We start from the raw sequence: 26134 nt of genomic DNA on the forward strand, positions 1-26134 counted from the left end.
TGTGACAACATGCCCAAAGAGGCATAATCCTACCTCTACTCAAAGCGGTACGCTGTTTACGTATTCGCTGACCTTAACCCATATAGTTGGATTTCTAACGCTATGATGCGAACTCATTACTGCGGTTCTTTAACCGAAACTCAAATTGACCAGACTGTAACATTATGCGGCTGGGTTCACCGTCGCCGTGACCACGGTGGTGTGATTTTCCTTGATATGCGTGACCGTGACGGTCTTGTTCAAGTGGTTATTGACCCGGATACCCCTGAAGCATTCGCAACTGCGGACAAAGTACGTTCAGAATTCGTATTAAAAATTACAGGCCGTGTACGTCGCCGTTATGAAGGCACAGAAAATGCCAATATGGTGAGCGGTCAGATCGAAGTCTTGGGTAAAGAAATTGAAGTTCTTGCTCAGTCAGACACTCCGCCATTCCCTTTGAATGACGAAAACACCAATATTTCTGAAGAAGTACGTTTGAAATATCGCTTCCTTGATATTCGTCGTCCTGAAATGATCGATCGTTTACGTTTCCGTTCTAAATTGACCAACTTGATTCGTAACTATTTCGAAGAAAATGGCTTCCTAGACGTTGAAACACCGATTTTGACACGTGCAACACCAGAAGGTGCGCGTGACTACTTAGTCCCTAGTCGTGTATCAAACGGTAGCTTCTACGCACTTCCACAATCACCACAATTGTTTAAACAGTTGCTGATGGTGGGCGGTATCGATCGTTACTATCAAATCGCGAAATGTTTCCGTGATGAAGACTTACGTGCTGACCGTCAGCCTGAATTCACCCAAATCGACGTTGAAACATCGTTCATGAGTGACGATGACATCATGGATTTGATGGAAACTTTAACAGTGAAGATGTTCAAAGAACTTCTTAATGTTGAATTCGACAAATTCCCACGTATGACCTATGCAGATGCAATGCGTGACTATGCATCTGACAAACCAGATATGCGTATTCCTTTGAAACTTGTTGACGTTGCAGACATGATGCAAGACGTTGAGTTCAAAGTATTCGCAGGTCCGGCAAAAGATCCTAAAGGTCGTATTGTTGCACTTCGCGTACCGGGTGCAGGCTCGCTTCCGCGTAGCCAAATTGATGAATACACTAAATTTGTAGGCATCTATGGCGCGAAAGGTTTGGCTTACATCAAAGTCAACGAACTTGAAAAAGGTATCGAAGGTCTTCAGTCTCCAATCGTGAAATTCATCGAGCCAATCGTGCTGGATCTGTTGAAACGTGTGGGTGCTGAAAATGGCGACATCGTATTCTTCGGTGCGGACAAAGCCAAAATCGTAAACGATGCGATGGGTGCTTTACGTATTAAAGTCGGCCATGACATGAAATTGGCAACATGTGAGTGGGCGCCGCTTTGGGTCGTTGACTTCCCGATGTTCGAAGAAACTGACGATGGCAAATGGACCTCTGTGCATCACCCATTCACGCTACCGAAATCAAGCGTTGAAGAGGTGAAGAACAATCCAGGTGCTGCACTTTCTGTTGCTTACGATATGGTATTGAACGGTACTGAAGTGGGTGGTGGTTCGCTGCGTATTCATAACCTTGAAATGCAAAAAGCGATTTTTGAAGCTTTAGGCATTGATGAAGAAGAAGCGGAAGAGAAATTCAGCTTCTTGCTCAATGCTTTACGTTATGGCGCGCCTCCACATGGTGGCTTGGCATTCGGTCTTGACCGTCTGGTAATGTTGATGACTGGTGCATCTTCAATCCGTGACGTGATCGCATTCCCGAAAACCAAAACTGCGGAATGTCCATTGACGCAAGCACCGGCACCAGTTGAATCAAACCAACTGCGTGACCTTGGCATTCGCTTACGTGAAAAACCAAAAGCTGAATCTCAAGAATAATTCTTGAAGATTTAAGTGAAAAGCCCTGCCTTGCGCGGGGCTTTTTTTGTGTGATTGAGTCGACTCTGGAACAGTGGCATAATAGCGATAGTTTTTAATCTAAGGTAATTCGCAATGGCTATGCGTCCTGCAGTTCGTAATCGCAGCATTATGCTTATTGTATTTTCAGTGGTTCAATGGCTGTTCATGCGTTATATCCTTGCCAACAACCTGTTCAACCTCGATACCAATGAACGTATTGTATATTTCTGCCTGAGCAGTATTTTAGGTGCCTTACTGATTTTCGTCGGTTTGATTTATATGGTGCTGAAGGGCAATCCAGATAAAGACCTATAATCTGACGCTCTGGATAGCATGTACACCTTACTCAAAAATTTCTCCAAATTTCCATTAAGATTTATTCAAAATCTTGCGCAACTGGCTGGATCTCTTTTGTATCTCAGCCATTCTTCTGCACGCCGAGTAACTGAGATTAATCTGGCCTCTGCCTATCCTGAACTTTCGGAATCTGAACGCGCTGATTTAAGTAAACGCAGCCTGAAAAGTCAGTGTATGACCTATGCGGAATCGGTCAAGATTTGGGGTTCATCACCAGATTATGCGCTGTCTTTGATTCGAGATGTACATGGTGCAGATTTATTTATTCAGGCTTTAAAAAACCCGCATGGCTGCTTGGCGGTAGTGCCTCATTTTGGTACTTGGGAGCTGTTGAATGTCTGGGTCAATCAACATACCTCCCCTGTGATTATGTATAAGCCCAGCAAAAATGAAGATGTCGATCGCTTTATGCTGGAAGCTCGGCAACGCCTGAATGCCACACTGGTTCCGACAGATGATTCTGGGGTACGTGCTTTATTTAAGCATCTTAAGCAAGGTGGGTTTTCTGCGATTTTACCAGATCATGTTCCTAAAGAGTCTGGTGGAATTTACTCTTATTTTTATGGCCAGAATGCCCTGTCTTCTACGCTGCTTTCTAAGCTGGCAGCTAAAACCCAATGTGCTGTGATTGGACTGAGTTGCTTAAGACGTGATGATTTATCTGGTTATGATATTTACGTCACTAAGTTATCAGATGATATTTTATCGAAGGATTTACAGCTTTCCGTGGATACTTTAAATAAAGAAATGGAGCGCATGATTAATGTCGCTCCAGAACAGTATTTATGGGGATATAAACGGTTTAGGAAGATTATTGGTAATAAAAATTATTATGAAATATAACGTTAATTTCTCCACAAACCAAAAGTTTTTAAAGTATTTTTAACCAAACGTACACCTAATATATAAGCATTAAATATTAAATTCGATATATTATTTTTCCTAACAATAGGCCCTTTATAACTAGCATAATGATTAGAAAGCACCTTAGTATGAGATTGATCAACTAAAGCATTATAAACAAAACCTAGGTCTCTATCATAACGTTCAAATCTATGAGGATATTTATCCATAACACTATGAATAGCTTTAGTATATGCCACAGGCCCAGTTACAAATAGCACACCTCTTTTCCCATAGCTATGTAATTTATAATGCCATGGTCGATAACTCAAGATATTATTTACTACTGTATTTACCACTTCCTTCAAGAAAGGAGAATTAGCCTCAGAAATAATAAACCATTGCTGATACTCACCATTTTTAATACCTAATTTATGTGTTAACTCTTCAAACAATCCAGCCCCTTCATTTACTTCCCCTTCTTCATTCTGCCATTGTGTAATAATAAAATGTTCATTAGGTTTAATAACTTCATTTAGAGGATAAACACATGTACTTTTAATATCCAAGTACACTCCACCTTCTTTATATAAAACTAAGTATCTAAATAAATCTGCTTTAGCAGCACCATAAACAGGATTAATTTTCAAATAGGCTTGTAATGTACGCTCATCAAAATTAGATTGAATATATTTATAAATATCATCATCTGTATAGAATCGATATTCCCAATCTGTATTTCTAGTTTTTAATTGACCTACAATTTCAGCAATTTCTGTTGGTAACTTTTCAGTTCTGTAAGTTTGATGAATAATTTTAGGTATAGCCATTATTTATACTCTTCCATAAATATCATCAAATCTAATAATATCATCTTCCCCAAGGTAACTACCTGATTGAACTTCAATTAATTCTAAAGGTAATTTACCTGGGTTTTCGAGTGCATGAACTTCACCCACAGGGATATACACTGACTGATTTTCAGTTAATAAAAATGTCTCTGCACCCTTAGATACTTTTGCTGTACCACTAACAACAATCCAATGTTCAGCACGGTGATGATGCATCTGCGTAGAAAGCTTTTGACCCGGCTTTACAGTAATACGCTTGACCTGATAGCGTTCAGATTGATCAATACAATCATATTTACCCCATGGACGATAAACTTCACGATGCGATGATATTTCACCTCGATCTTGTGATTTTAAATCATCAACAATCGCTTTAATTTCTTGAACTTGGTCCTTTGCAGCAATTAATATTGCATCCTGCGTATCAATAATGACCATATTATTTACACCAAGCAAAGAAACCAAGCGCTTTTCACTGTAGCAATAATTCTCACTAGATTTATGTGAAATAACATCACCTTGATAAACGTTACCTTGATGATCTTGCTCTGAAACCTCCCATAAGGCAGACCATGAACCAATATCACTCCACCCTGCATCAAGTTCAACTACAACAGCATTACTTGTTTTCTCCATCACAGCATAATCAATTGATTCTGACCTGCAATTTTTAAATTGATCGTGATCTATTCTAATAAAATCTTTATCATATTCAGTTTTAATCATTGATAGTCGGCAGTTATCTAATATATCAGTGCCATACTGCTCCAACTCATTCAAATAATGGTTCGCTTTAAAAACGAACATCCCACTATTCCACAAGTATTTTTTGGATTCTAAGTACAACTCAGCTGTCTCTCTATTCGGCTTTTCTACAAATTGCTGTATTTTAAAACCACGCTCAAATTGTGTACCTTTTTCAATATATCCATACCCTGTTTCAGGCTGCAAAGGAACAATTCCAAAAGTCACCAATTTATTCTTTTCTGCTAAAGACACCGCATCTAAAACTGCATTTTCAAATACTGCAGTATCTTTTATCAAATGATCAGCAGCTAAAATCAACAGTATTTGATTTGGCTCAGTTTTCTCTAATAATAATGCAGCTAAGGCAATTGCTGGCGCTGTATTTTTACCTTCTGGTTCCAAAATTATTGTTGCATCGATCCCTATCTCACGCATTTGCTCTGCAGCGATAAAACGATGCTCTTCATTACATATTAGAATTGGCTGATCACATTCTAAATTTTTTAAACGTAATACCGTATTCTGCAATAATGTGTAATTCGTTGAGCCAAGTTTTAAAAATTGCTTAGGACTTTGTTTTCTAGATAATGGCCAAAGACGAGTTCCACTTCCACCCGCAAGAATTACTGGTCTAATTTTTTTTGACATTTAAAGCACCATTTTGCTAAATTTTAAAGATCTTTATTTTGTTTATTCATCTGCCAAAGCATCAAATATTTATCAAATGTATAACCCATTGATGCCAATGCTAAGAACAGACCATAAGCTCCACCAGCAAAGTCACCACGAATGATATATTCACGAATAAAAGAAAATATCGAACGGAATAATAATGCGATCAATGAAACGCTTTTGCCGTGTTTGAATTTATCTTTTGCCCAATCATGGCTATAACGGACATTTTTAAGCAAGAAATGATGCAAATCATCATTGGTTAAATGTGGCAAAAAGCCCTCTAGCTTCTGCATTGGCGCATTCTTTTGATCCAAAGATTCATGTACTTCTAATGCCGAATACTGATAATGTGCTCTTGAATATAAGCGTGCCAATTTATCTGTATAGAAGAAACGTTTTTGCACTTCGATACCACAGAATAAATTCACTCGGGCTAAACCAAAAACCTTATCTGTTTGTAATGGTTGTTCTAGAATTTGCGCAATTGACTCACGCAAAGGCTGCTCTAGACGCTCATCTGGATCCATGACCAAAACATAATCTTTTGTTGCATAGGTTTGAGCAAGTTGGCGTTGCTTACCAAAGCCTTGCCAATCTGTATTTACAAACCATTTTGCACCGTAACGGTCTGCAATTTCTTTGCTATTATCGGCACTTCCAGAGTCAAGAATAACAATCTCATCAACAAGGTCATGAACCGTATCTAAACAATCTGCCAAATGACGAGATTCATTTTTTAAAATAATCACAAGCGACAGACTGGCTTGTTTATTTTTAAATACAATAGGTTTGAGCTCAGCATTATGAGCTTTGTACTCTAAGAATGTTTTTTCAGCTTCATTATGGTGTAAATCGTACAAAATGGCATATTTATTAAAGGTATATTGGGTAAACAATAATGAATAAATAAAGCCATACGTACCTTTTAAAAATCGGCCATCTACCACGTATTGCTTAAAGAATGCCCACCAAGCATGTAAGATAACCGACGGTATCGAGACGGTTTTACCACGCTGATAACGATCTACTGCCCAGGCATGTGCATATTGCAAACGCTTACTTAACCAAAACTCAGGTGTATCTGCTGTATGGTGCAGCATAAAACCTTTTAACGTTTCTTTTTGAGCACCTTCAATCAGGACAGATTCATGTACTAAATTGTCATTATACTGAAACGTCTTTGGGTACAGGCGCCAATGTGCTTTAACGGCCCAATATTGATTGTCAATTTCATGTCCAAAAATACAATCGATTCGCTTAATTCCATAGACTGTATTTTCAGGTTTAGCCTGAATCACCTGAAGAATGCTTGTTTTGAGTTCTTCAGTAATTTCTTCATCTGCATCTAAGGCGAGAATCCAATCACCTGTCGCATAACTTTGAGCAAGTTGACGTTGTTTACCAAAGCCTGGCCATTCTGTATTTACATACCATTGACCACCTGCTTCTTCCACTAATTGTTGACTCTGGTCTGTACTACCCGAGTCCAAAACAATAAGCTCGTCAATCCATCCTTTTAACGCTGGTAAAGTAATCGCAAGATTTTTAGCTTCACTCTTAACCATCATTACCACAGATAAACGATACGGTCGTTCTAATGTATTCAGTTTATCCATGATTACTGCCAAGCATCCTTAATCCACTGCGATGGCAATACATAACGGTACCATTTCCCACCACCACCATTCACTGCATCAGGTGGATTAATCTCACCATGAAACACAATAATTTTGGCACCTTCAGGCTTCACTGGGGGCTTGAAATAAGCCATCGGAATTTTTTGCAGGCAATGATATTTATAACTCTTACACCAGCTTTCTGGCCAATAAGTCTGCTTGCCCTCTTTATCTACATACCAAGACAAATAAGCCTGCTCATTACGGAATTTCTGACGGATTTCATCAAAATTTTCACGGAAATACGGTAAAAGTCCCGGAAATGCACCCAGTTTAAAACGATACACCGAACTGTTGCCGGTAATCCGCCAAGGACGTTTCCAGTCATGGATAATCAGAAAATCACCCGGATAGCTAAAGAACTCATCGATGTTATCGACAATCACCACATCAAGATCGAGAAATAGCGCATTGCCCTCTAAACCATACAGATCAGGTTCAAAAGTGGACAGCTTATTCCAGCCACGTTCAGGCGCACCTTCAGGCAATGCCAAAGGTGGAATTGGGAAACATTGTACTTCAGGATTAATTCCTTCCGTACGATCCGTCAGACAGACCATTTTGAAATCGACTGTCGTATGTCGTTTAACCATGTTGTATAAACGATTGACGTATTCAGAACCGTATTTGGTTCCCCATTTCATACAAATAACGATGTTACTCATTGCGTATGCCTAAGCTCATCTTAAAATCTTCTGGATACCGAATATGATGACATAAGTTCGGCAGAATAAGTATATCCCTTAAAAAAAACCTCTCAAATGAGAGGTTTTTTCAATCAGTAAATTATTACTTATTTCACGTAAGTTAGCCAATGTGCATATTTAGGATCTTTACCCTGAACTGCATCAAAATAAGCTTTTTGGATTTGCGTCGTGATTGGGCCACGGACACCTTCACCAATTTGACGGTCATCATATTCACGGATTGGTGTCACTTCCGCAGCAGTACCGGTAAAGAACGCTTCATCGGCAATATAGAATTCATCACGGGTAATACGGCGTTCAACCACGTCATAACCCAAGTCTTTGGCAATGGTAATAATGGTTTGACGGGTAATACCATCCAGCGCACCACCGGCAATATCAGGGGTATGAATTACACCGTCAGTCACCAGGAATACGTTTTCGCCTGACCCCTGGCATACATAGCCTTGTGGATCGAGCAACATGGCTTCATCATAACCCGAATGCGCGACTTCCTGATGCGCCAGAATCGACAGCGTGTAGTTCCCAGATGCTTTGGCTTTACACATGGTCACGTTTGGATGATGGTGGGTAAATGATGAAGTTTTCACGCGAATACCCTTCGCCATGGCTTCTTCACCCAAGTAAGCACCCCAGCTCCATGCCGCAACCACAGCATGAATCGTGTTATCAGTTGCAGCAATACCCAGTTTTTCAGAACCAATAAAAAGGATTGGACGTAAATAGCAAGATGCCAGTTTATTTTCACGCACCACATCAATTTGCGCTTGTTCTAATGTTGCATGATCAAATGGAACTTTCATTTGATAAATTTTTGCAGAATTCAACAAACGCTTGGTATGTTCTTTTAGACGGAAAATAGCCGTTCCATTCGGAGTTTCATAAGCTCGGACGCCTTCAAACACACCCATGCTGTAATGCAAAGTATGGGTTAATACGTGGGTTTTCGCCTCACGCCAGTCAACCAGTTGTCCATCTTGCCAAATAAAACCATCACGATCAGCCAAATTCATGCCACAAACTCCAATTTTTCACAATTATTCACTATCCAGCGCAAAGCTTGCACTTGGATCAATTAGTCTTTGCCATAACTTGCAAACGGTCATTCGGGTATCGTGCCAGTCGCTTGCAGACACTTGCATGGATTGATTTGCAAGGGCTAAGCGGTGGCTCTCGGCGCGTTCACTGAGATAAGCTTGAATCAGAGCAGTCGCATCGTCGCTGGATAAGCAACCTGATTTTGCGGTATCCTCAAGAATTCTTACATTGTCGGAGAAATGGGCGAGATCTTTATTCGTCCCACTCCAGGCCAACACCGCATACTGTGCCATAAATTCGATGTCTACGATACCACCTGTATCTTGTTTTAAATGAAAAATTCCATCTTTTTTCTGCGCTTTGGAGGAGCCCAGATGATCCTTCATTTTCTGACGCATTTTCAGCACTTCTGCCCGCACATAATTTTCATCACGAGGCTGAATCAAAATATTACGGCGTAAGATTTCAAATTTTTGTCTTAGGCTTAACTCACCCGCAATTGGACGCGCGCGCACCAAGGCTTGATGCTCCCATAACCAGGCACTCTTAAGCTGATATTGTTCAAAGGCTTTCAGACTGGTGACCAAAAGGCCTGCTTCACCTGAAGGACGTAAACGGGTATCGACTTCATAGACCCGCCCATCCAGGGTTTGCGTGGTCATCAATGACATGAATTTTTGTGCTACACGCATGGCAAACTCAAAACCACTAATCGGCTTGAGTCCATCCGTATCGGCCTGTTCCCCCATAAAATGAATAAACACTAAATCCAAGTCCGAGCCATAACCCAGTTCAATGCCACCGACCTTGCCATAACCAATGACCGCAAAGGCAGTATGCTCGATTGAACAGCGCTTGCCTTCGGCATCCAGTGGAAAACCATGTCTTTTGGCCACCATCTGATAGGCCAAATGCAGGGCTGCATTGACAGATACTTCAGCAATATCGGTTAAGGCATCAGAAACTTTCATCAAAGGACTTTCAGCCAGAACATCACTGGCTGCGACGGCCAAGACATTGGATTTTTTAAACAGGCGCAATACCCGCATCTGATCTTCAACCTGATCAATCTCAATACGGAGTAGTTGCTGGCGTAAAGAATCTTCCAGATCCTGTCGTTTCGGTAACTCAAAATCCATCGACAGAAACTCATCTAGCAATACCGGATATTGTGAGAGTTCTTCACAAATCCAGGGACTCACCGTGGCCATTTTCACCAGTCGTTGCAGTGCGCCTTTACTTTCAATCAGCATGACCAGATAGACAGTACGGCGCATCACCGACTCAACCAAGGGCATGAGACGCAACAACGCCATTTGCGGCTTGGCAGACTCCAGAATCGCTTCAATCAGATAAGGCCAAAAGGTTTTTAAACGTTGAATCGCCTTGGCTGGCAACTTTTTCAATGCATGACCATGCCAGAATTCATGAACCAGATTCTTGGCGGCATCATCCAGAACATCGTTGAGCTTCTTTTCCAGCTGGACAAAACTTTCGACCTGGGCTTCCGGTTCATTTTCCTTAATCAGATGCTCAAACTGATAAATGACTTTGGCTCGCTTCTGGTTCAGGACAGTCATAAACTCTGACCAGTCTGCAAAACCTAAGGTCTCTACCATTCGCTGGCGTAAATCAGGCTCAGTCGGTAAAGATTGGGTTTGTTGATCGCTTAAGGCCTGAATCGCATGTTCCACCCGGCGCAGGAACAGATAGGCATCTTCCAGATCCTGCACCGCCTGTTCATCCAGTAACTCGGCATCATCCAGATGATTCAGATTCACCAGACACTGGCGATCCTGCAATTCAAGCTTGGCTCCACCATAAATCAGCTGAAACACCTGCACGATAAATTCAACCTCGCGAATGCCGCCAGCTCCGAGCTTGATATCATCTTCTATATTCCGGCGTTGTACTTCACGCTCGATCATGGCTTTCATTTCGCGCATGGCTTCAAAAGCGCTGTAATCGACGTACTTGCGGAATACAAATGGACGAGTCATCTCCATCAGCTCATCGCCTTCCAGGCTTGGATTGACAATCCGTGCTTTAATCCAGGCATAACGCTCCCATTCACGCCCATGCTGGCTCAGATATTTTTCCAAGGCCGCGTGGCTAATGGCCAGCGCTGAACCATCGCCCCAGGGACGCAGGCGCATATCCACCCGGAATACAAAACCATCCGCCGTGATCTGATCCAGCAAATGAATCAATTTTTGTCCCCAAAGGATGCAAAACTGCTGCACATCAATACATTTGCGTCCATCGGTTTCACCCTGCTCATCGAAGGCAAAAATCAGGTCGATATCACTAGAAAGATTGAGTTCTTGGGCGCCGAGTTTCCCCATGGCAATGACAATCAGATCCTGGACTTTTCCGTTATAGCCAATTGGCTGGCCATACTTGGCAGCCACTGGAATACGGGCAAAATCTTTCGCCGCACAGATGCAGGCATCGGCAAAATCGGAGAGCTCTTGGGTGAGAGTAATGACATCGGTGAGTTGATTGGCATCCTGCCAGATCCAGCGAAACATCAAACGAGCCCGCAGAATACGCATTGCGCGCATCCACGTTGCTTCATCGCTTATATTCAGGATGCAATGCTGCACCAGCTGATCAATATATTCCCGACTGAGTGAGCCTTGAAACTGGTCAATTGCATAATCCTGTTCCAGTAAACTCTGGTGATTGGCCAATACCTGTTCGGCATATTGGCTGGCTCTTAAGGTTTTCTGCAATTGTGCCGCATTCATCACTCAACTCTTCCCCTGAAACATTCTGCCTAGTTATAGCAGGAGTTTTGTCTCAGGGGGAGGGTTTTAGTTTGAAATTATCTTTTAGGATTTCTCAGCATGCAGATCTTCAAGCACCAGTGCCTGATGATCATTGGTGACCATTGGCAAACGCACCGTAAAGGTCGTACCTCGACCTTCTTTTGAATCCACCGCGATTTGACCATGATTCAGATCAATAAAGCGCTTGCACAATACCAAACCTAAACCAGCACCTTTCTCTTCAGCGGTACCTCGGACACTCACCATCAACGTCGGCTTGAACAGATTCTGTATCTGCTCTTCAGTCATGCCCAGACCGGTATCCTGAATGGTGATTTTAACCTGCTCACCGTCCATTTCTGCCTCTAAAATGACTTTACCGCCTTGATTAACCGGGGTGAATTTCAGCGCATTGGAAACCAGATTCTGCAACACTGAAGTAATCATATTGATATCCGCATGGACTTTAATGTCTTCGGGAATATTGTCGATTAATTCAATTTTTTTATTCAACGCCAGACTGTGCAATACACTGCAGACAATTTTACTGGATTGCTTGAGTTCATAATTAATCGGATGATATACAAAGCGTCCGCCCTCGGCCATGGCCCAGGTCAGCAAGCTTTCCAGCAAGTTATAAGTCGATTGTGCATTATCATATAAATAATCCGCGATACTCTGAATACTGGACTCATCCAAGGTATCGCGTTCCTGCGCCAGAACTTCGGAAAAGCCCAGCAGTCCATGAAATGGCGCACGCAGATCATGTGCGATGATTTGGAAAAATTTGGTTGTACTAAAGTTTTGTGCACATTGCTGTTCGTATAGCTCTTTCAGCTCAGTATGTTCTTCATTGAGTTGGATTCGAATTACTAAACTTTCAGCAAATTGCTTAACGGTCTCAATATCATCCTGATCAAACATGTCAGTTTGATCATCAAAAAAAATCACCTGACCTAGCGGCTGACCAGCATTCGCTTTTAAATTAAATGCGACCAGTCGGTGATGCGCCACACCCAGCTCTTTCACATAATTCGACAATTCTGCATAAGCAGGATGAGTCTGGTCGATGACATCTGCCTGTTGCAGATATGTAGGGATGGCAATTTCCTGCGGAGCATGCAAGGCCCGAAAACCGTGCGGACAGCTGTACCAGATATACGGCTCCATATGGAATCCAATAATACTGGTTTTAACGCCTAGGACTTTACGGGCAACCTTACAGAAGGTGTCTAGTAAATTATTGGAGGTATAGACGCCTAAAATGAGAGATATACGACATGAGCTTAAAAGCTCCGTATTCTGACCGACCTCTAGCAGTTTTAGTTCCATGTCTGCCTCTCTGAATATGTATGGAATATAGAAAACACTGTCGACCAAATTTATACAATCAATAACAAAGATTCTATATTTACTGAACGCTGAAAACTCACCTATAGGTTAAAGGATTTGTTAATCTGTTTCTATCCAAATACACTCATAACCGCAAGGCACTGATATTTAATTAATTAAGAATAACTTGAAAATTTAATCTTCAAAAAAAGTCTGCTTAAGTATTTGAAACTCAATATCTAAGCTAAAATTAAGCATGTTTATTTGTATTTACTTTAACATACTCTTGACCAAAAAATACTCAGCATCGATTTTTATCCCCTTTTAAATAAAAGTTAATGGTTTTTCAACTATATAGATTTAAATTTCGTTTAAAAAAATAAATTAGATTGGCTTCACTCTCTAATAACGCTCAAAATTCATTTTTTATTTTTAAAAAATACTTAACAATGATCTTGAGTCTCAACTTAAAGTCTCAAAAAAACTGTCTGAAAGATAGCCTTTGAATTGTAAAGAAATTACAGTCTTTAACAAATTAATTGCGAAAATTTTGTGATTTTTTATCACTCAAGCTTACATTAAAAATGGAAATTTCATGCTGAGGAAGAATGAATCCAATTCAGGGTATTTTTTACACAAGAAACAGTGCACTTAAGGTAAAGACAAAAAAAAGCAGCCTAAAAAGACCGCTTTTTAACGAAGAATTAATTGTCTGAAATTAACGCCACTTGCTGTACATAGTTAAATAACTTTAACTTAGACGCATTGACCTCTGCTTCAGGTGCCTGATTCTTTAAATCACGATGTACGCGAAGATAATGCTGACGCAAGGTATGACGTTCTGTGGCATTATAGGTTTTGGTAAATTCATTAATGGCCGGGTCACCATCTTTGACAATTCGATCGACCCAACGCTGTAATTGGGCTGTCTTTTTAAGACCTTGTTTTGGTGTTAAATAAGATAAAATCACCGTTTCATTTTCATTGCGCAGTAATTTACCAATACGTGAAAATTGACGGCGACGTGCTTCATGTGAGGTAAATTCCTGTACATCGAGCAATGCTTCAATCAAACGCTCTTCAACAGGCAAGTTTTTAATTTGTTTAGCACTCAACTCAGCCAGCTGTGCACCCAAAGCCGCCATACGCTGGACTGCTTTTTTCTGTTCGGTTTTACTTGCGCGTCCCTCTAAAGAATCGAAATCTTCTTCAGTTAAACTGTTCGGTCGACGTGCCACGATTAATCTGCCTCATAAAATTTTGCTGCAAATAGTGCCTGAATTTCAGATAAGGCTTTGTCCTCATCCGCTCCTTCAATCACCAAGCGTAAAGTTGTTCCTTTGCCCGCACCGAGCATCAGCAAGGACATGATATTTTTTGCATCTACCAGTTTGTCCGTTTTCCCAATCTGGATACTGGAACGAAATTTGGTAGTCACTTCTATAAGTTTACCAGATGCGCGTGCATGTAAACCCAGTTTATTAATTACGTCAACAGTGGTATCAATCATGACCAGTGCTTCATTTCTCGATGGAGGACTTGAATAGACCATTTTGCCTCAAGGGCTTTTTTTAGTCTATCCACAATGTAAACAGAACGATGCTGGCCACCGGTACAGCCAATTGACACAGTCATATAATGACGATGCCCTTCAGAAAAGGTTGGCAACCATTTGTCCAGAAAATGGTAAATATCATTAAACATATCTTCGACCTGATCGCTCTTTTGCAAAAACTCCTGCACCGGTTGATCGAGTCCTGAAAATTTGCGTAATTCCAGTTCCCAATGCGGATTCGGCAAATGCCGGACATCAAAGACATAATCGGCATCCAGTGGAATGCCATGCTTATAACCAAAAGACTGCAAAATCAGGATCAGGTTATCGGTCTGTCCCAACTTGGTCAATAAGGTATGTTTCAGGTCATGCACGCTTTTATCTGTAGTATCGATGTGCACGGTAGAACGCAGCTGGATGGGCATTAGCAGGATTTTTTCTTCCTGAATGCACTCGTTCAGACTCTTAAAGCGCGAGGCTAGAGGATGCGGCCGACGCGAGGCACTAAAGCGCGCAATCAGTTCCTGATCCTGCGTGGTCAGATAGATAATATCAACCGAGCCATGCTGTTGCAACTGCTCGAACACATGATCAAATTCCTGCAAATCGGCACGGGTACTGCGTACATCAACACCCAAGGCCAACTGCTCCAGATTGTTCTCACTGTGCAGTTTCGCCACGATTTCGGGAAGCAATGCCAAAGGCAGATTATCAATACAGTAATAACCCAGATCCTCAAGCACCTGCAATGCAGATGATTTACCTGAACCAGATTGTCCCGTGACAATTAAAATGCGCTTCATACATGCTACCCTTTCATCCTATCCGGCAGTGTATTTGACCTGCAGGTTATCGATCAGACGTGTATTACCTATCTTTGCAGCTACAAATAACACAACATCTTGATTAAACGTATGAATTTTTTGTAATTCTGGCGTTCGTGCTTCAACATAGTCTACGACAAACCCGACATCTGTTAAAGTCTGGCGAAGCTCGGCCAATACCGTATCCAGTTCAATCGCAGCATGGAGCTGCTGTTCAGCCTTTTGTAAGCTTTGATAAATGACCGGTGCGATTGCACGATGCTCTTGGCTTAAGTAACCATTTCGAGAACTTAAGGCTAAACCATCTTCTGCACGCGCAATCGGCACACCAATCACTTCTAATGGAATATTCAGGTCTTGTACAAACTGGCGAATCACTGCCAACTGCTGATAATCTTTTTGCCCAAAGAAAGCATAGTTTGGCTGAACAATGTTAAACAATTTGGTCACCACCACCGCTACACCATCAAAATGGCCGGGGCGCTGCAAACCACACAAGTCATCAGTAATGTCAGAGACACTGATATTAGTCAGACGCGGTTTTTTGCCATACATTTGCTCAACCGTTGGCGCGAAGACGATATCACAACCGACGTCTGCCAAAAGCTGCTGGTCCTGCTCCAGCGTACGCGGGTAGTTATCAAAATCTTCATTGGGTCCAAACTGGATCGGATTGACAAAGATACTGACCACCACCACATCACACAGCTTACGCGCTTCACGTACCAGATTTAAATGACCCTGATGCAGATTGCCCATGGTGGGTACAAAACCAATAATCTTGCGGTTGGCACGTGCCGGATTAAGTGAGGCCGCTAATCCCTGAATGGTGGTTTCTGTTTTCATCTTACAATTCAACCTGAAAAGTTTGTGCGGGTGCCGGGAAAGATCCATCTAAAACTGCAGCATGATAAGCTTTAAAAGCATCCAGAATGGCAGTAGCACCCGATTGTTCCTGCATAAAATTACGGACAAATTTTGCAGTATGGCCAAAGGTTAAACCCAGCATGTCTTGTACTACCAAGACCTGACCATCAGTGGCTGCGCCTGCACCGATACCAATCACCGGAATTTGTGGAAACAGTTCTGTGATTTCCTGACCCAATTGTGCCGGTACACATTCCAGCAGTAACAGTGCAGCACCTGCATCAACCACTGCTTTACAGTCTGCAATCAGTTGATCCGCTGCTTCACGGGTACGAGCTTGCAGCTTATAACCGCCAAAGACATGTACCGATTGTGGCGTCAATCCCAAGTGCACACAGACTGGAATACCGTTACGAGTCAGCACCTGCACGGTTTCTGCCAGCCATGCACCGCCTTCCATTTTCACCATTTGCGCACCGGCCTGCATCACGGTTTTCGAACTTTGCAAGGCATCATTTAAGGTGGCATAACTCATAAACGGCAAGTCAGTCATGATAAAGGCATGCTGGTTACCACGGCGTACCGCAGCGGTATGATAGGCCATATCTGCAACAGTCACTGGCAAAGTCGAATCGCGGCCCTGAATTGACATTCCCAAAGAGTCGCCAATCAGAATACTGTCTACTTCTGCAATTTCCATGGCTTTGGCCATACTGGCATCATAGCAAGTCAGACATGAAAATTTGCGTCCATCTGCTTTGAAGCGTCTTAAGTCACTCAGACTGACCATGAAGATGTTCCTCTATGATTGAAGTTCTCGCGAACATACCCATAACTCAAAAATTAAATATTTGCCCAGTTTGTGTCATCGAGTACCGTTAAGGTCGATTGCTTGACGATGTCCAGGTCTTTTAAGGATGTAGCATGAACCTGTATTTCAGCATCAATGTCCAGCAACGGAATGAGTACGAAGTCACGCTCTAACACGCCGACATGCGGTACAGTCAGGCGTTGATTCTGTATCTGTTCATCTCCGTAGATCAGCAAGTCCAGATCCAGCGTACGCTCGCCCCAATGACGCAAACGTACCCGACCGGCTTCCTGCTCGAAGGCTTGCAAATAATCCAGCAAGCTTAAAGCTGCCAGATCAGTATTCAACTGCACCACAGCATTCAGATAATTTGGCTGATCCTGTGGCCCCATCGGTGGACTTTGATACAGATGCGAGGTTTTTACTTGACCCAATGTCGCCAGTTTCTGTACAGCTTCTGCCAAAATCTGGCGTGAATCACCCAGGTTACTGCCCAAGCCAATATACGTCACGATCATTGTGTTGGCCCAAACACCACCTGGCTTAAATCACGTTGCACCCGCTTACGTTTCATAATCGGATGATCTGCGCCAATTTCACCACTGGCACTGGCTGCCACATGTGACAGAGTTTTCGCCTTGTCTTCAAACTTGGCTTTACGCACCCGGCGGTTACGTGGTTCAGGTTCATTGACTAAAGGCTCAATCTCGGCGAGATCCTGTTGTGCCGTCAGTTTCTGTTCCAGATGTTCTTCTTGACTCGCCTTACGACGGTTCTTGGCACGCTGACGGTTGTACTGGCTAATCGCCCGTTCTTTCTCATCACCGCTCATTTGCTGGTAAGCATCCCACCAACTGCCCATGCCTTGCGCCGTTGCATCGCCTGATTTTTCGCGCAACAGCAAAAAGTCAAATCCGGCACGGAAACGCGCATGACTAGACAAGGCCTCAATTTGTTGCGGTTTTGGATTCAGTAAACGGGTCTGCATTTCCCAGACTTCACGAATGAAAGTCTCGGCGAAGCGAGGAATAATGGTTCGGGTTGCCTGACGTTTCAAAACATCCAGACCCGCTTGGGCACGTGCTTCTGCTGCGACCACGCCTTTATTCAGATAAAACTCACAACGCTCGAGGAATGGCTGCCATAATAGTACCGCGTAGAAAAATGCAGGATTGATGGTCTTGCCAATCGAAATACGCTGATCGGTATTTTTCGCGGCACGCTCCATAAACGGCGTGATTTCAGCTTTGATATCGGCGAACAGCTGATGCCAGATTCCGAAATCAATCAGCATGGGCAACACACGATTTAGATGCCCCATGGTGAATAACTTTTGTGATTCATCATAGAGTCGATGCGGAGAGACATCACGCAGCAGCTGGGTCATTTCCGGCGTGAAAATATCCAGAATGGCTTCATCAATACTGAAATTCAGCTTGGCAGCAAAACGTAAAGTACGTAACATCCGCACCGGATCTTCTTCAAATCTTAAGGCCGGATCACCGAGCAAACGTAAAGTTTTGCTGTGAATATCATCTACAGCATTGCAGAAATCCAGCACAATCGCTTTACGCGGCTGGTAATACATTGCATTGATCGAGAAGTCGCGACGGGCAAAATCCTGCTCGATGCTGCCCCAGTTATTATCACGCAGAATCATCCCCGCTGCCGAGGTGACTGCTTTTTTTGGAGGTGCACGGAAGGTGGCCACTTCGACCAGTTCCCGCCCTGAATAGACATGCGCCAGTTCAAAACGCCGTCCGATAATTCGACAACGTCGTCCGAATACTTCCTTGACCTGAGCCGGGGTTGCATTGGTGACTGCATCGAAATCTTTAGGATTCAAACCTAACATCAGATCTCGAACACCACCACCCACGATATAAGCTTCATAGCCTGCCTTGTTTAAGGCATCAATCACATCGAGAATATAAGAAGGTAATTGAGCGGTTGATAAACCACATTTTGACGCGCGCAAAGTTTGCAAAAGACGCTGTCTCCTACGTCTGAACGTAAAATTCTAAGATGACGCTAATCATATCGCTTACACGACTAAAGGGCAATTTGATTATGTCAATCCTGCAGCTCAGATTGATTCTGTATTCAGCATCAATTCCGTCTATTCACAACGCGAGTCTGGCCTTGTTTTTGGCAAATAATGCCGGCCCAATGCCTTTGACCAGCTGAATATCTTCAATGCTTTTAAATTTCCCATTTTTCTGCCGATACTCAACAATGGCTTGGGCTTTCTTTTGTCCCACGCCATGCAACTGTTGCAATTGTTCAATATTTGCACTATTTAAACTAATTCTATCACCTGTCGCTTGTACCGAAAGTGCCGGTTTTGCCAGATAGTGATCTGCTTTAGTCGATGCATTCTGTTGTTTGAGCCGCGCATCATGTTGCTGTTGTCTGGTCTTCCATTCCATATAATCGGTCGCAGTTGCATGTGCAGTTCCAATAGCAATATAGCCTAGCCATAAACCCAGAAGAAGATTAATCCACGCCGGACTTGTTCGATGTTGTTGTTTGTTCATGCGCCGCTCTTTGTTTTAATTCTAATTTGGCCTGTTCCCAGAGCTGATCCAATTCAGCCAGTGACAAGCGGTCTATATTGAGTTGTTGTTTTTCCGCCTGATGTTCCATCAAGGCAAATCGAGTACGAAACTTATGGATCGTGCCTAATAATGCCATTTCACTCGAGATTCCAAGTTTACGGCCAACATTGACCAGAGAAAATAAGCAGTCACCAAATTCTTCCTGTATTTCATCGGAATTCTGGCTTGCCAAAGCTTCTTTTAACTCGGCCAGCTCTTCTTCTACTTTGTCATATGCCCCAGTGACATCGGGAAAATCAAAGCCGATTTTTGCGACATTTTTCTGGATTTCATCTGCCTGTACCAAGGCCGGTGCATGCTTGATTTCATCTAAACGGGAACTTGGCTTGCCCTGCTTTTCTTGCTGTTTAATTTCTTGCCAGAGCTGAGAGACATCTTCCGGGCTCAATTTTACAAACTGTTCAGCCTGAAATACATGCGGATGACGGCGGATAAGCTTGTCGCTAATGGCCTGCACCACATCCTGAAAATCAAAAGCGCCCTGCTCGCTGTACATTTGCGACTGGAACACCACCTGTAACAGCAGATCGCCCAGTTCATCGCGAATCTCATCAACATTTCCAGAACGTACCGCAGCTTCTACTTCATAAGCTTCTTCAATCGCATATTGGGTCAGAGATTCGGGAGTCTGCTGCTGATCCCATGGACATTTTTCACGTAATTCACGCATGATATTAAGCAATTGTTCCACTTTTAAAACCTCTTCTTTACCAAATAGTCGCGTCAAGCTGCCTGTTTCTTGTTATGCTCAAGAAAAAAAGACAATAAGGAGATCAAGCACATGCACAGTATATTGATTAGTGGGGCAGCACAAGGAATTGGCGCAGCGACAGCCATGCTATTTTACCAGCACGGCTATAAAGTCGGTATTTATGATATCAATGTGGTACAGGCCGAACAGCTGGCCCAGCAACTGGGCGAACATGCCAAAGCAGGCTTTCTGGATGTGGCAGACTATGCTTCCTGGGAAACAGCTTTGGCGGAGTTTTCAGCCTGGGCCGGTGAAATCAACATTCTGGTAAATAATGCCGGAATTTTATATTCAGGGCCTTTTGAAGACACCACAATTGTAGCGCATCATCGCACGCTGGATATTAATGTTAAAGGCCTCCTCAATGGTTGTCATGCCACTTTCTCTTATTTAAAAGAATCTTCATTTGCTCGTGTCATTAATTTATCTTCGGCATCCGCCATTTATGGACAGGCCGATTTAGCCTCTTATGCGACCAGTAAATTTGCCGTGCGCGGTCTGACTGAAAGTCTGGATATTGAATGGCAACCCTATGGGATTCGGGTGCTTGATGTGATGCCACTTTTCGTCGGTACAGCCATGGTGAAAGATATGCAGGCAGAAAGTATTAAAAAAATGGGCGTACATTTGAAAGCAGAGGATGTCGCACAAGATATTCTGAAACTGGTACAGCTTAAAGACTCTATCTGGCACGCTACGCACCATCCGGTTGGATTAAAAAGTAAATTTTTATTTCATCTATCACGTATGAGTCCACAGTTTGTGAACCGAATCAGCAACCTGTTGATTGCCAGACAATAGAGTCTATTTCTACTCTGCTGCTTTAAACAGATTGGTGAATCTGGATTAGCGGAAATCTGAAACCCTTGCATGAATGCTCACTTTGCCAGGCCACGGTGAGCATACATCCTGCCATATTATAATTTTGATAGGCATAGACGCCGATCTCTGGATGTTCACATCTTCCACCATTCTGATCTGGATGAATCTGGGTATTTAACTCATTCAGGTTGATGCGTATGCCCAGTCCTGAGGCCTTTAATACAGCTTCCTTGGTGGTCCAGACCTTAAACCAGTATTCGGAATCATAGTCCAGTGCCTGCCACTGTTTAAGCTCTTCAGGATGAAAGGCATGTTGTGCCATGGCTTCAAATCGAACCTTACGGCTCAGCTCTTCAATATCAATTCCCAAATTTTGGACATTATTGCTCGTTGCCAGAGCATAGAAATTTTGACTATGGCTATGGTTAAAGTTGAAGTCTGGATGAGTGTGGAGATAGGGTTTGCCGAATTCAGTAATGCTAAAATCTGAAGACTGGATAAGATAATTAAGTTGATCTGAAAGCAATTGGTTACGATGGGCATAAATAATATTTTTACGCTGTTGAATATAGTCTTTACGATTATTTTGGATCAAATTTGCCAATAAAGGCTCTAGAGGAGTCCAATGAATATTGATATTTCGTTTCAATATTAAATGCCTACAGGCTTATTACAAAGCTTATTTCTAACATAAAATTTCCTAGATAGCTGTATCTGACGTCGCATTATCTAATCCTAAGTATTGTTCAAGCATCTGTTAATCTCCCACACAAAAATCAATGCTTATTAAAATTATTTAAAAAATTAAAATTAAAATTAAAATTAAAATTAAAATACTGTTATTAAATGTCATTTAAAATTTATACAAACATTAGTTACAATTCAATTACAATTTCACACATACAAAAACAGAGGGTCACATGTTTAAACAAATCATACTCAGCACTACTCTTGCAGTATCATCATTTTCAATACAGGCCGCCTCTTGGTTAGAAGCTGCAACAGCGGTGATGGGAGCAAAAAATGGCGCGATTATGGATCAGGCCGAAGCTAATATGGAGCGTAGCCGTGCACAGGCGAATGCTGCTGTGGCACGAGCAGACCGCACATATGCTTTTAACTATAATAATGCTTCACAGCAGAATAATAGCGTCTACTCAACCGCATACTTAAAAGGTTTAGATTGTACTGATTTAGCTGTAGAAGCACGCAGCTTTGAACGCACTCTAGAAGCCAGTCAAAATGCACAAAACCAGGCAAATGCTCAAGCCAATAATCCTGTTTCAAAATTAGCTGGTATTGCAAGTGGTGCATTGTCTGCTTTTGCAGGTCAATCACAAACAGTTGCACGTGCAAGTGAAATTACGAATGCCTTTTCTGGCAATAATAATCAAAATAATTTAGCCGCTTCTCAAGCCGATGCAGATGTTGCTTTAGCTAATCTTGAAAATATCCGTATTTATCAAAAAGCAAAAAAATGCACTATCTAAATGTAGCCGATAAAAAGCCTGCATCAGCAGGCTTTTTATCGAAAACTTAACACAAAAAATTAACGCTTAAATTTCTTCTCGGCTTTCTTGAACTTCTGTACATAACGACGTTTACGCGCTGCAATACGCTCATCCATCACCGTCTTACGCCCTTCAAACGGGTTTTCAGAGGTTTTAAACTCGATTTTAATCGGCGTACCTTCCAGCTTGTATACTTTACGGAACACGTTTTCCAAGTAACGACGGTAATCTGCAGGGGTTTTATCGACCTTGTTACCATGGATCACGATGGTTGGTGGATTTTGTCCACCCATATGCGCATAACGCATTTTAATACGACGCCCCTGAACCATAGGTGGTTGGTGGGCATCTGTTGCATCATTTAAAATCTGGGTGATTTTTGCCGGTGATACTTTCAAACGAGATGAATCATAGGCCCGGTGAATCGAAGGATAAAGCTCACCCACCCCCGTTCCATGCAATGCAGAAATCAAATGCACTTTTGCCCATGGAATGAAATCGAAGCGACGCTCTACATCGAGCTTACATTGCTTGCGATCATATTCAGTCATGTTATCCCATTTGTTGACAGCAATGACCATGGCACGACCCGCTTCAAGCGCATAGCCAATCAGATGCAAATCTTGCTCAACGATACCATCACGTGCATCGACCACAACCACAATCACGTTGGCATCTTTCATCGCCTGTAAAGTTTTAACAATCGAGAATTTCTCAATCATTTCATCCACTTTACCTTTACGACGCACCCCTGCAGTATCAATCAGGGTATATTGACGGCCATCACGCTCGAATGGAATATAAATCGAGTCACGTGTTGTACCCGGCTGGTCAAATGCCACCACACGCTCTTCGCCGAGCAAACGGTTCACCAGCGTAGATTTACCCACGTTTGGACGACCAATAATCGCTAAACGCAGACCAGTGTTTTTATCATGCTCTTCCGGGTTTTCATCTTCCGGTACATCGGCAAGCACGTCTTCCAGCATTTGCTGAACACCACGACCATGGCTGGCAGCGACTTGTAGCGGCTCGCCCATGCCCAGTTTGTAGAACTCAACCAGGGCAGCTTCAGCATGTACGCCATCGACTTTATTGGCCGCCAGAAAGACCTTTTTGCCTAAAGTACGCAGTTCACGTGCAATCTGCTCATCGGAAGCCAGTAGTCCAGCACGCGCATCGACCACAAAAATGATAATATCGGCTTCATGAATGGCAGTTTTAGATTGCTCTGCCATGTACGAGTCAATACCGCCTTCATTTTCACCAATACCACCGGTATCAACCACAATGAAAGATTTATTTTGATAGGTTGCATCGCCATATTTACGGTCGCGTGTCAGACCAGCAAAGTCTGCCACCAATGCGTCACGGCTCTTGGTAATCTGATTGAACAGAGTTGATTTTCCGACGTTCGGACGACCAATGAGCGCAATTACGGGTTTCATAGAGTAACCTTTATTCAATAATCAGGCAGTCAAAGTGGCCTGAACATCAGAAAGTATAGGAAGATATAAGGGGAAAAATACCCTAAATAAAAACACGGGGCATTGATTTTTCAATCACCCCGCGTTCACAAAAATACGGTTGCGGCTAGTTTAACATAAGGCTCGTTAAAATTAACGGTTCTGCCAAATGCTTAATGCGCCCTTGCGTGTAGAAACATAAAGCTGGTTGTCGATCACGCGTAAGTTACGCACTTCACCGGAGGTTTTCGAACGACCAGTAATTTGTCCGGTACGCGGGTCAATCAGGTGCAACACACCATCCAGATCACCGACCACCAAATCCGTGCCTAACATCACTGGATTACTGAGCTGACGATTCAGCAATTGATCATTTTCCCAAAGCGGTTGACCCGAGCTAATCTCAAAAGCTTTAATTTTGCCATCAGTTTGCGCCACGAATACGCCATTTCCGACAACTTCTGGACGCTGGATGCTGCTGGCATCTTCACTCCAGATGACTTGCTGTGAAGCCAAGTCCAGTACAGTCACCTGACCTTGATAACTGGTCGTCACCACAAACTGACCTGCAACGACCGGCTCACCGTCGATATCGACCAGACGCTGAATATCAGAACGGCCATCCGACACGGCGACACGACGCTGTAACTTTGGTACGCCACTTAAGGCATCCAGTGCATAAATATACGCATTTGAAGATGCAATCAGCACATTACGCGCATCTAATGGCACAGGAGCCGCCATACCACGCAGGCTGAATTGTACATTAGGCAGGTTATAAGTCCAAACTTGTGCACCGCTTGCCACTTCATGCGCATAGACCATACCGTCATTGCTCACACTAATCACACGACCTGCATGAATCAGTGAAGGCGCCAGTAAAGCACCCGTCAATTGTGCAGTCCATTTTTGCTCACCGGTTTGCTGATCGAGTGCAAACAGTTGGCCCTTCTGGCTACCCACAACAACCAGACCCTCGGCCGCTTCAACACCAGAACTTAGATTATCTTTGCTGACTTTTTTCTGCCAAAGACGCTGTTTGCCCTTAAATGCAGACACCTCACCTTTTGGATCAATCGCAAAAACCACACCATTGTCTGCATCCAGACGTAAACGCAATGGATCGGCAGCATCTGTCGCAGATACACTGGTGGAAAATACAGGAACCAGTGTTTTGGCTTGGGTCAGTTTTGGAAGTGGGTTCGGTTTTACTTCTGGAACTTTATTTGTTTTACCTGCACAGCCAGCCAGTGCAAGCGTTAAAACAGTCAAGGCACAGGTAATTTTGTATTTTCTATTCATGCAGCTTCTTCCGCTTGTGTTTCTATAATTGGGCGTTCGATTTCTGGATCATCGACCAACACGCCTACGCTTTCGAGCTTAATTTGTAAAATCTGACGTTCTTCTTTACGTTCAATCAAGGCATCCCATGCACTTTGATATACTTTTTTCGCATTTTCAATATCATTTTTGGCAACATAGATATCGCCACGTGCTTCATCGGCAGTTGCTTTAAACGCAGGTTCAGTCACTGCTTCTAAAGTTTTCAATGCAGCATCATATTTTTTCTGTGCCAGTTGCGCATAAGCCAGACGAAGTTTGACCACCTGAACCAGACCTTTATCGTCTAGTGTCGAGTTTTCAACTTTTTGTAGCGCTTTCTCAGCCGCAGCATAATCTTCTTTGTCATAGGCCAGTTTCGCCATGACCAGCTGAGTCTGAATGGCCTGAGCTGAATCTGGTGCTTCTTTGACAATTTTGTCCGCAGTTTCAGACAGCTTGGCAAAGGCATCGCCCTGCGTCGCCTGTGCATCATCCATCAACTGCTGAACCTTGGCAGTGTGCATTTGCGACTCTGCCAGGTTTTTCTTCTGCCAATATTCCCATCCAAAAAAGGCAATCAGCGCAATCAAAATCCCTGTAATGATCGAAGAACCATATTTCTTCGTAAAGGATTTTAAGCTTTCAAACTGTTCATCACCCACTGCGCTCATGAGACTACCC

The 26134-nt window shown here is 42.9% G+C and carries 25 protein-coding genes; 5 read left to right on the plus strand and 20 right to left on the minus strand.

The window, feature by feature from the left end; translation table 11 throughout:
• Positions 1 to 102: 102 nt before the first annotated feature.
• The 3 genes from aspS to CWI32_RS02945 all read left to right on the plus strand — a co-directional run bounded on the left by aspS (position 103) and on the right by CWI32_RS02945 (position 3108).
• Positions 103 to 1887 (plus strand): aspartate--tRNA ligase, encoded by a 1785-nt coding sequence (aspS, locus tag CWI32_RS02935; protein WP_100534594.1) that lies wholly within the window; start codon positions 103 to 105, stop codon positions 1885 to 1887.
• Positions 1888 to 2001: 114 nt separating this feature from the next.
• Complete coding sequence (locus tag CWI32_RS02940; RefSeq protein ID WP_004733007.1) at positions 2002 to 2223, plus strand: hypothetical protein; 222 nt, start codon at positions 2002 to 2004, stop codon at positions 2221 to 2223.
• 18 nt (positions 2224 to 2241) lie between these two features.
• A complete protein-coding gene (locus CWI32_RS02945; RefSeq protein WP_100534595.1) occupies positions 2242 to 3108 on the plus strand; it encodes a lysophospholipid acyltransferase family protein in 867 nt (288 codons plus the stop codon).
• A gap of 2 nt (positions 3109 to 3110) precedes the next feature.
• Here CWI32_RS02945 and CWI32_RS02950 read toward each other — a convergent pair whose 3' ends face one another.
• The 16 genes from CWI32_RS02950 to mazG form a co-directional block, all read right to left on the minus strand.
• Positions 3111 to 3938, minus strand: a complete 828-nt coding sequence (locus CWI32_RS02950) for a glycosyltransferase family 32 protein (protein WP_100534596.1) — start codon at positions 3936 to 3938, stop codon at positions 3111 to 3113.
• 3 nt (positions 3939 to 3941) lie between these two features.
• A complete protein-coding gene (locus CWI32_RS02955) occupies positions 3942 to 5354 on the minus strand; it encodes a mannose-1-phosphate guanylyltransferase/mannose-6-phosphate isomerase (protein WP_100534597.1) in 1413 nt (470 codons plus the stop codon).
• A gap of 23 nt (positions 5355 to 5377) precedes the next feature.
• Positions 5378 to 6988, minus strand: a complete 1611-nt coding sequence (locus tag CWI32_RS02960; protein WP_171304327.1) for a glycosyltransferase family 2 protein — start codon at positions 6986 to 6988, stop codon at positions 5378 to 5380.
• Between the two features lie 11 nt (positions 6989 to 6999).
• Entirely contained in the window at positions 7000 to 7722 is a 723-nt protein-coding gene (locus CWI32_RS02965; protein WP_074384044.1) for a glycosyltransferase, read from the minus strand.
• 128 nt (positions 7723 to 7850) lie between these two features.
• Entirely contained in the window at positions 7851 to 8777 is a 927-nt protein-coding gene (locus CWI32_RS02970; protein WP_074384043.1) for a branched-chain amino acid transaminase, read from the minus strand.
• Positions 8778 to 8801: 24 nt separating this feature from the next.
• A complete protein-coding gene (gene glnE, locus CWI32_RS02975; RefSeq protein WP_100534598.1) occupies positions 8802 to 11552 on the minus strand; it encodes a bifunctional [glutamate--ammonia ligase]-adenylyl-L-tyrosine phosphorylase/[glutamate--ammonia-ligase] adenylyltransferase in 2751 nt (916 codons plus the stop codon).
• Between the two features lie 84 nt (positions 11553 to 11636).
• Complete coding sequence (locus CWI32_RS02980; protein ID WP_100534599.1) at positions 11637 to 12905, minus strand: sensor histidine kinase; 1269 nt, start codon at positions 12903 to 12905, stop codon at positions 11637 to 11639.
• A gap of 704 nt (positions 12906 to 13609) precedes the next feature.
• Complete coding sequence (gene yjgA / locus CWI32_RS02985) at positions 13610 to 14143, minus strand: ribosome biogenesis factor YjgA (protein WP_005172645.1); 534 nt, start codon at positions 14141 to 14143, stop codon at positions 13610 to 13612.
• A 2-nt stretch (positions 14144 to 14145) separates the two neighbouring features.
• On the minus strand, positions 14146 to 14415 hold the full coding sequence (locus CWI32_RS02990; RefSeq protein ID WP_034608740.1) for an HPr family phosphocarrier protein: 270 nt from the start codon (positions 14413 to 14415) through the stop codon (positions 14146 to 14148).
• The gene (rapZ, locus tag CWI32_RS02995; RefSeq protein ID WP_005172647.1) at positions 14412 to 15263 is read right to left on the minus strand and encodes an RNase adapter RapZ; all 852 of its coding nucleotides are present in this window, start codon (positions 15261 to 15263) and stop codon (positions 14412 to 14414) included. The genes CWI32_RS02990 and rapZ overlap by 4 nt, the downstream gene beginning before the upstream one ends.
• 18 nt (positions 15264 to 15281) lie before the next feature.
• The gene (panC, locus tag CWI32_RS03000; RefSeq protein WP_100329221.1) at positions 15282 to 16130 is read right to left on the minus strand and encodes a pantoate--beta-alanine ligase; all 849 of its coding nucleotides are present in this window, start codon (positions 16128 to 16130) and stop codon (positions 15282 to 15284) included.
• Position 16131: 1 nt separating this feature from the next.
• Positions 16132 to 16941, minus strand: coding sequence for a 3-methyl-2-oxobutanoate hydroxymethyltransferase (gene panB / locus CWI32_RS03005; protein ID WP_074384037.1), 810 nt, complete (start codon positions 16939 to 16941; stop codon positions 16132 to 16134).
• Between the two features lie 53 nt (positions 16942 to 16994).
• Positions 16995 to 17480, minus strand: coding sequence for a 2-amino-4-hydroxy-6-hydroxymethyldihydropteridine diphosphokinase (folK, locus tag CWI32_RS03010; RefSeq protein ID WP_100534600.1), 486 nt, complete (start codon positions 17478 to 17480; stop codon positions 16995 to 16997).
• Positions 17477 to 18949, minus strand: coding sequence for a polynucleotide adenylyltransferase PcnB (gene pcnB, locus CWI32_RS03015; protein WP_100534601.1), 1473 nt, complete (start codon positions 18947 to 18949; stop codon positions 17477 to 17479). Before pcnB ends, folK begins: the two co-directional genes overlap by 4 nt.
• A gap of 136 nt (positions 18950 to 19085) precedes the next feature.
• Positions 19086 to 19499, minus strand: a complete 414-nt coding sequence (locus tag CWI32_RS03020; RefSeq protein WP_005172659.1) for a ComEA family DNA-binding protein — start codon at positions 19497 to 19499, stop codon at positions 19086 to 19088.
• A complete protein-coding gene (gene mazG / locus CWI32_RS03025) occupies positions 19459 to 20271 on the minus strand; it encodes a nucleoside triphosphate pyrophosphohydrolase (protein WP_100534602.1) in 813 nt (270 codons plus the stop codon). The genes CWI32_RS03020 and mazG overlap by 41 nt, the downstream gene beginning before the upstream one ends.
• 90 nt (positions 20272 to 20361) lie before the next feature.
• Between mazG and CWI32_RS03030 the strand changes: the two genes are divergently transcribed.
• Positions 20362 to 21132, plus strand: a complete 771-nt coding sequence (locus tag CWI32_RS03030) for an SDR family oxidoreductase (protein WP_100534603.1) — start codon at positions 20362 to 20364, stop codon at positions 21130 to 21132.
• 22 nt (positions 21133 to 21154) lie between these two features.
• Here the strand turns inward: CWI32_RS03030 and CWI32_RS03035 are convergent, their stop codons facing one another.
• Positions 21155 to 21748, minus strand: coding sequence for a 4'-phosphopantetheinyl transferase family protein (locus tag CWI32_RS03035; RefSeq protein ID WP_370982283.1), 594 nt, complete (start codon positions 21746 to 21748; stop codon positions 21155 to 21157).
• A 325-nt stretch (positions 21749 to 22073) separates the two neighbouring features.
• Here CWI32_RS03035 and CWI32_RS03040 point away from each other — a divergent pair, with 325 nt between their 5' ends.
• Positions 22074 to 22643: a hypothetical protein gene (locus CWI32_RS03040; protein ID WP_005095685.1), complete on the plus strand. Its 570-nt coding sequence runs from the start codon at positions 22074 to 22076 to the stop codon at positions 22641 to 22643.
• 59 nt (positions 22644 to 22702) lie between these two features.
• Here CWI32_RS03040 and der read toward each other — a convergent pair whose 3' ends face one another.
• The 3 genes from der to CWI32_RS03055 all read right to left on the minus strand — a co-directional run bounded on the left by der (position 22703) and on the right by CWI32_RS03055 (position 26124).
• Entirely contained in the window at positions 22703 to 24112 is a 1410-nt protein-coding gene (gene der, locus CWI32_RS03045; RefSeq protein WP_005095683.1) for a ribosome biogenesis GTPase Der, read from the minus strand.
• A 171-nt stretch (positions 24113 to 24283) separates the two neighbouring features.
• Positions 24284 to 25432, minus strand: coding sequence for an outer membrane protein assembly factor BamB (bamB, locus tag CWI32_RS03050; protein ID WP_005095682.1), 1149 nt, complete (start codon positions 25430 to 25432; stop codon positions 24284 to 24286).
• Complete coding sequence (locus CWI32_RS03055; RefSeq protein WP_005095680.1) at positions 25429 to 26124, minus strand: YfgM family protein; 696 nt, start codon at positions 26122 to 26124, stop codon at positions 25429 to 25431. Before CWI32_RS03055 ends, bamB begins: the two co-directional genes overlap by 4 nt.
• Between the last annotated feature and the right edge of the window lie 10 nt (positions 26125 to 26134).

Source organism: Acinetobacter pseudolwoffii (assembly GCF_002803605.1).
In the GTDB taxonomy this organism is placed as follows: Bacteria; Pseudomonadota; Gammaproteobacteria; order Pseudomonadales; family Moraxellaceae; genus Acinetobacter; species Acinetobacter pseudolwoffii.

Bases quoted from the DNA above. Each gene is read 5' to 3' on its own strand.
- CWI32_RS02990 (WP_034608740.1), bottom strand. From the start codon at position 14,415: ATGATTGATACCACTGTTGACGTAATTAATAAACTGGGTTTACATGCA.
- CWI32_RS03055 (WP_005095680.1), bottom strand. From the start codon at position 26,124: ATGAGCGCAGTGGGTGATGAACAGTTTGAAAGCTTAAAATCCTTTACG.
- CWI32_RS02950 (WP_100534596.1), bottom strand. From the start codon at position 3,938: ATGGCTATACCTAAAATTATTCATCAAACTTACAGAACTGAAAAGTTA.
- rapZ (WP_005172647.1), bottom strand. From the start codon at position 15,263: ATGAAGCGCATTTTAATTGTCACGGGACAATCTGGTTCAGGTAAATCA.
- folK (WP_100534600.1), bottom strand. From the start codon at position 17,480: ATGATCGTGACGTATATTGGCTTGGGCAGTAACCTGGGTGATTCACGC.
- CWI32_RS02980 (WP_100534599.1), bottom strand. From the start codon at position 12,905: ATGGAACTAAAACTGCTAGAGGTCGGTCAGAATACGGAGCTTTTAAGC.
- panC (WP_100329221.1), bottom strand. From the start codon at position 16,130: ATGAAAACAGAAACCACCATTCAGGGATTAGCGGCCTCACTTAATCCG.
- CWI32_RS03030 (WP_100534603.1), top strand. From the start codon at position 20,362: ATGCACAGTATATTGATTAGTGGGGCAGCACAAGGAATTGGCGCAGCG.
- CWI32_RS02940 (WP_004733007.1), top strand. From the start codon at position 2,002: ATGGCTATGCGTCCTGCAGTTCGTAATCGCAGCATTATGCTTATTGTA.
- CWI32_RS02970 (WP_074384043.1), bottom strand. From the start codon at position 8,777: ATGAATTTGGCTGATCGTGATGGTTTTATTTGGCAAGATGGACAACTG.
- CWI32_RS03020 (WP_005172659.1), bottom strand. From the start codon at position 19,499: ATGAACAAACAACAACATCGAACAAGTCCGGCGTGGATTAATCTTCTT.
- CWI32_RS03040 (WP_005095685.1), top strand. From the start codon at position 22,074: ATGTTTAAACAAATCATACTCAGCACTACTCTTGCAGTATCATCATTT.
- der (WP_005095683.1), bottom strand. From the start codon at position 24,112: ATGAAACCCGTAATTGCGCTCATTGGTCGTCCGAACGTCGGAAAATCA.
- panB (WP_074384037.1), bottom strand. From the start codon at position 16,941: ATGGTCAGTCTGAGTGACTTAAGACGCTTCAAAGCAGATGGACGCAAA.
- CWI32_RS02955 (WP_100534597.1), bottom strand. From the start codon at position 5,354: ATGTCAAAAAAAATTAGACCAGTAATTCTTGCGGGTGGAAGTGGAACT.
- glnE (WP_100534598.1), bottom strand. From the start codon at position 11,552: ATGAATGCGGCACAATTGCAGAAAACCTTAAGAGCCAGCCAATATGCC.
- aspS (WP_100534594.1), top strand. From the start codon at position 103: ATGATGCGAACTCATTACTGCGGTTCTTTAACCGAAACTCAAATTGAC.
- CWI32_RS02945 (WP_100534595.1), top strand. From the start codon at position 2,242: ATGTACACCTTACTCAAAAATTTCTCCAAATTTCCATTAAGATTTATT.
- bamB (WP_005095682.1), bottom strand. From the start codon at position 25,432: ATGAATAGAAAATACAAAATTACCTGTGCCTTGACTGTTTTAACGCTT.
- CWI32_RS02965 (WP_074384044.1), bottom strand. From the start codon at position 7,722: ATGAGTAACATCGTTATTTGTATGAAATGGGGAACCAAATACGGTTCT.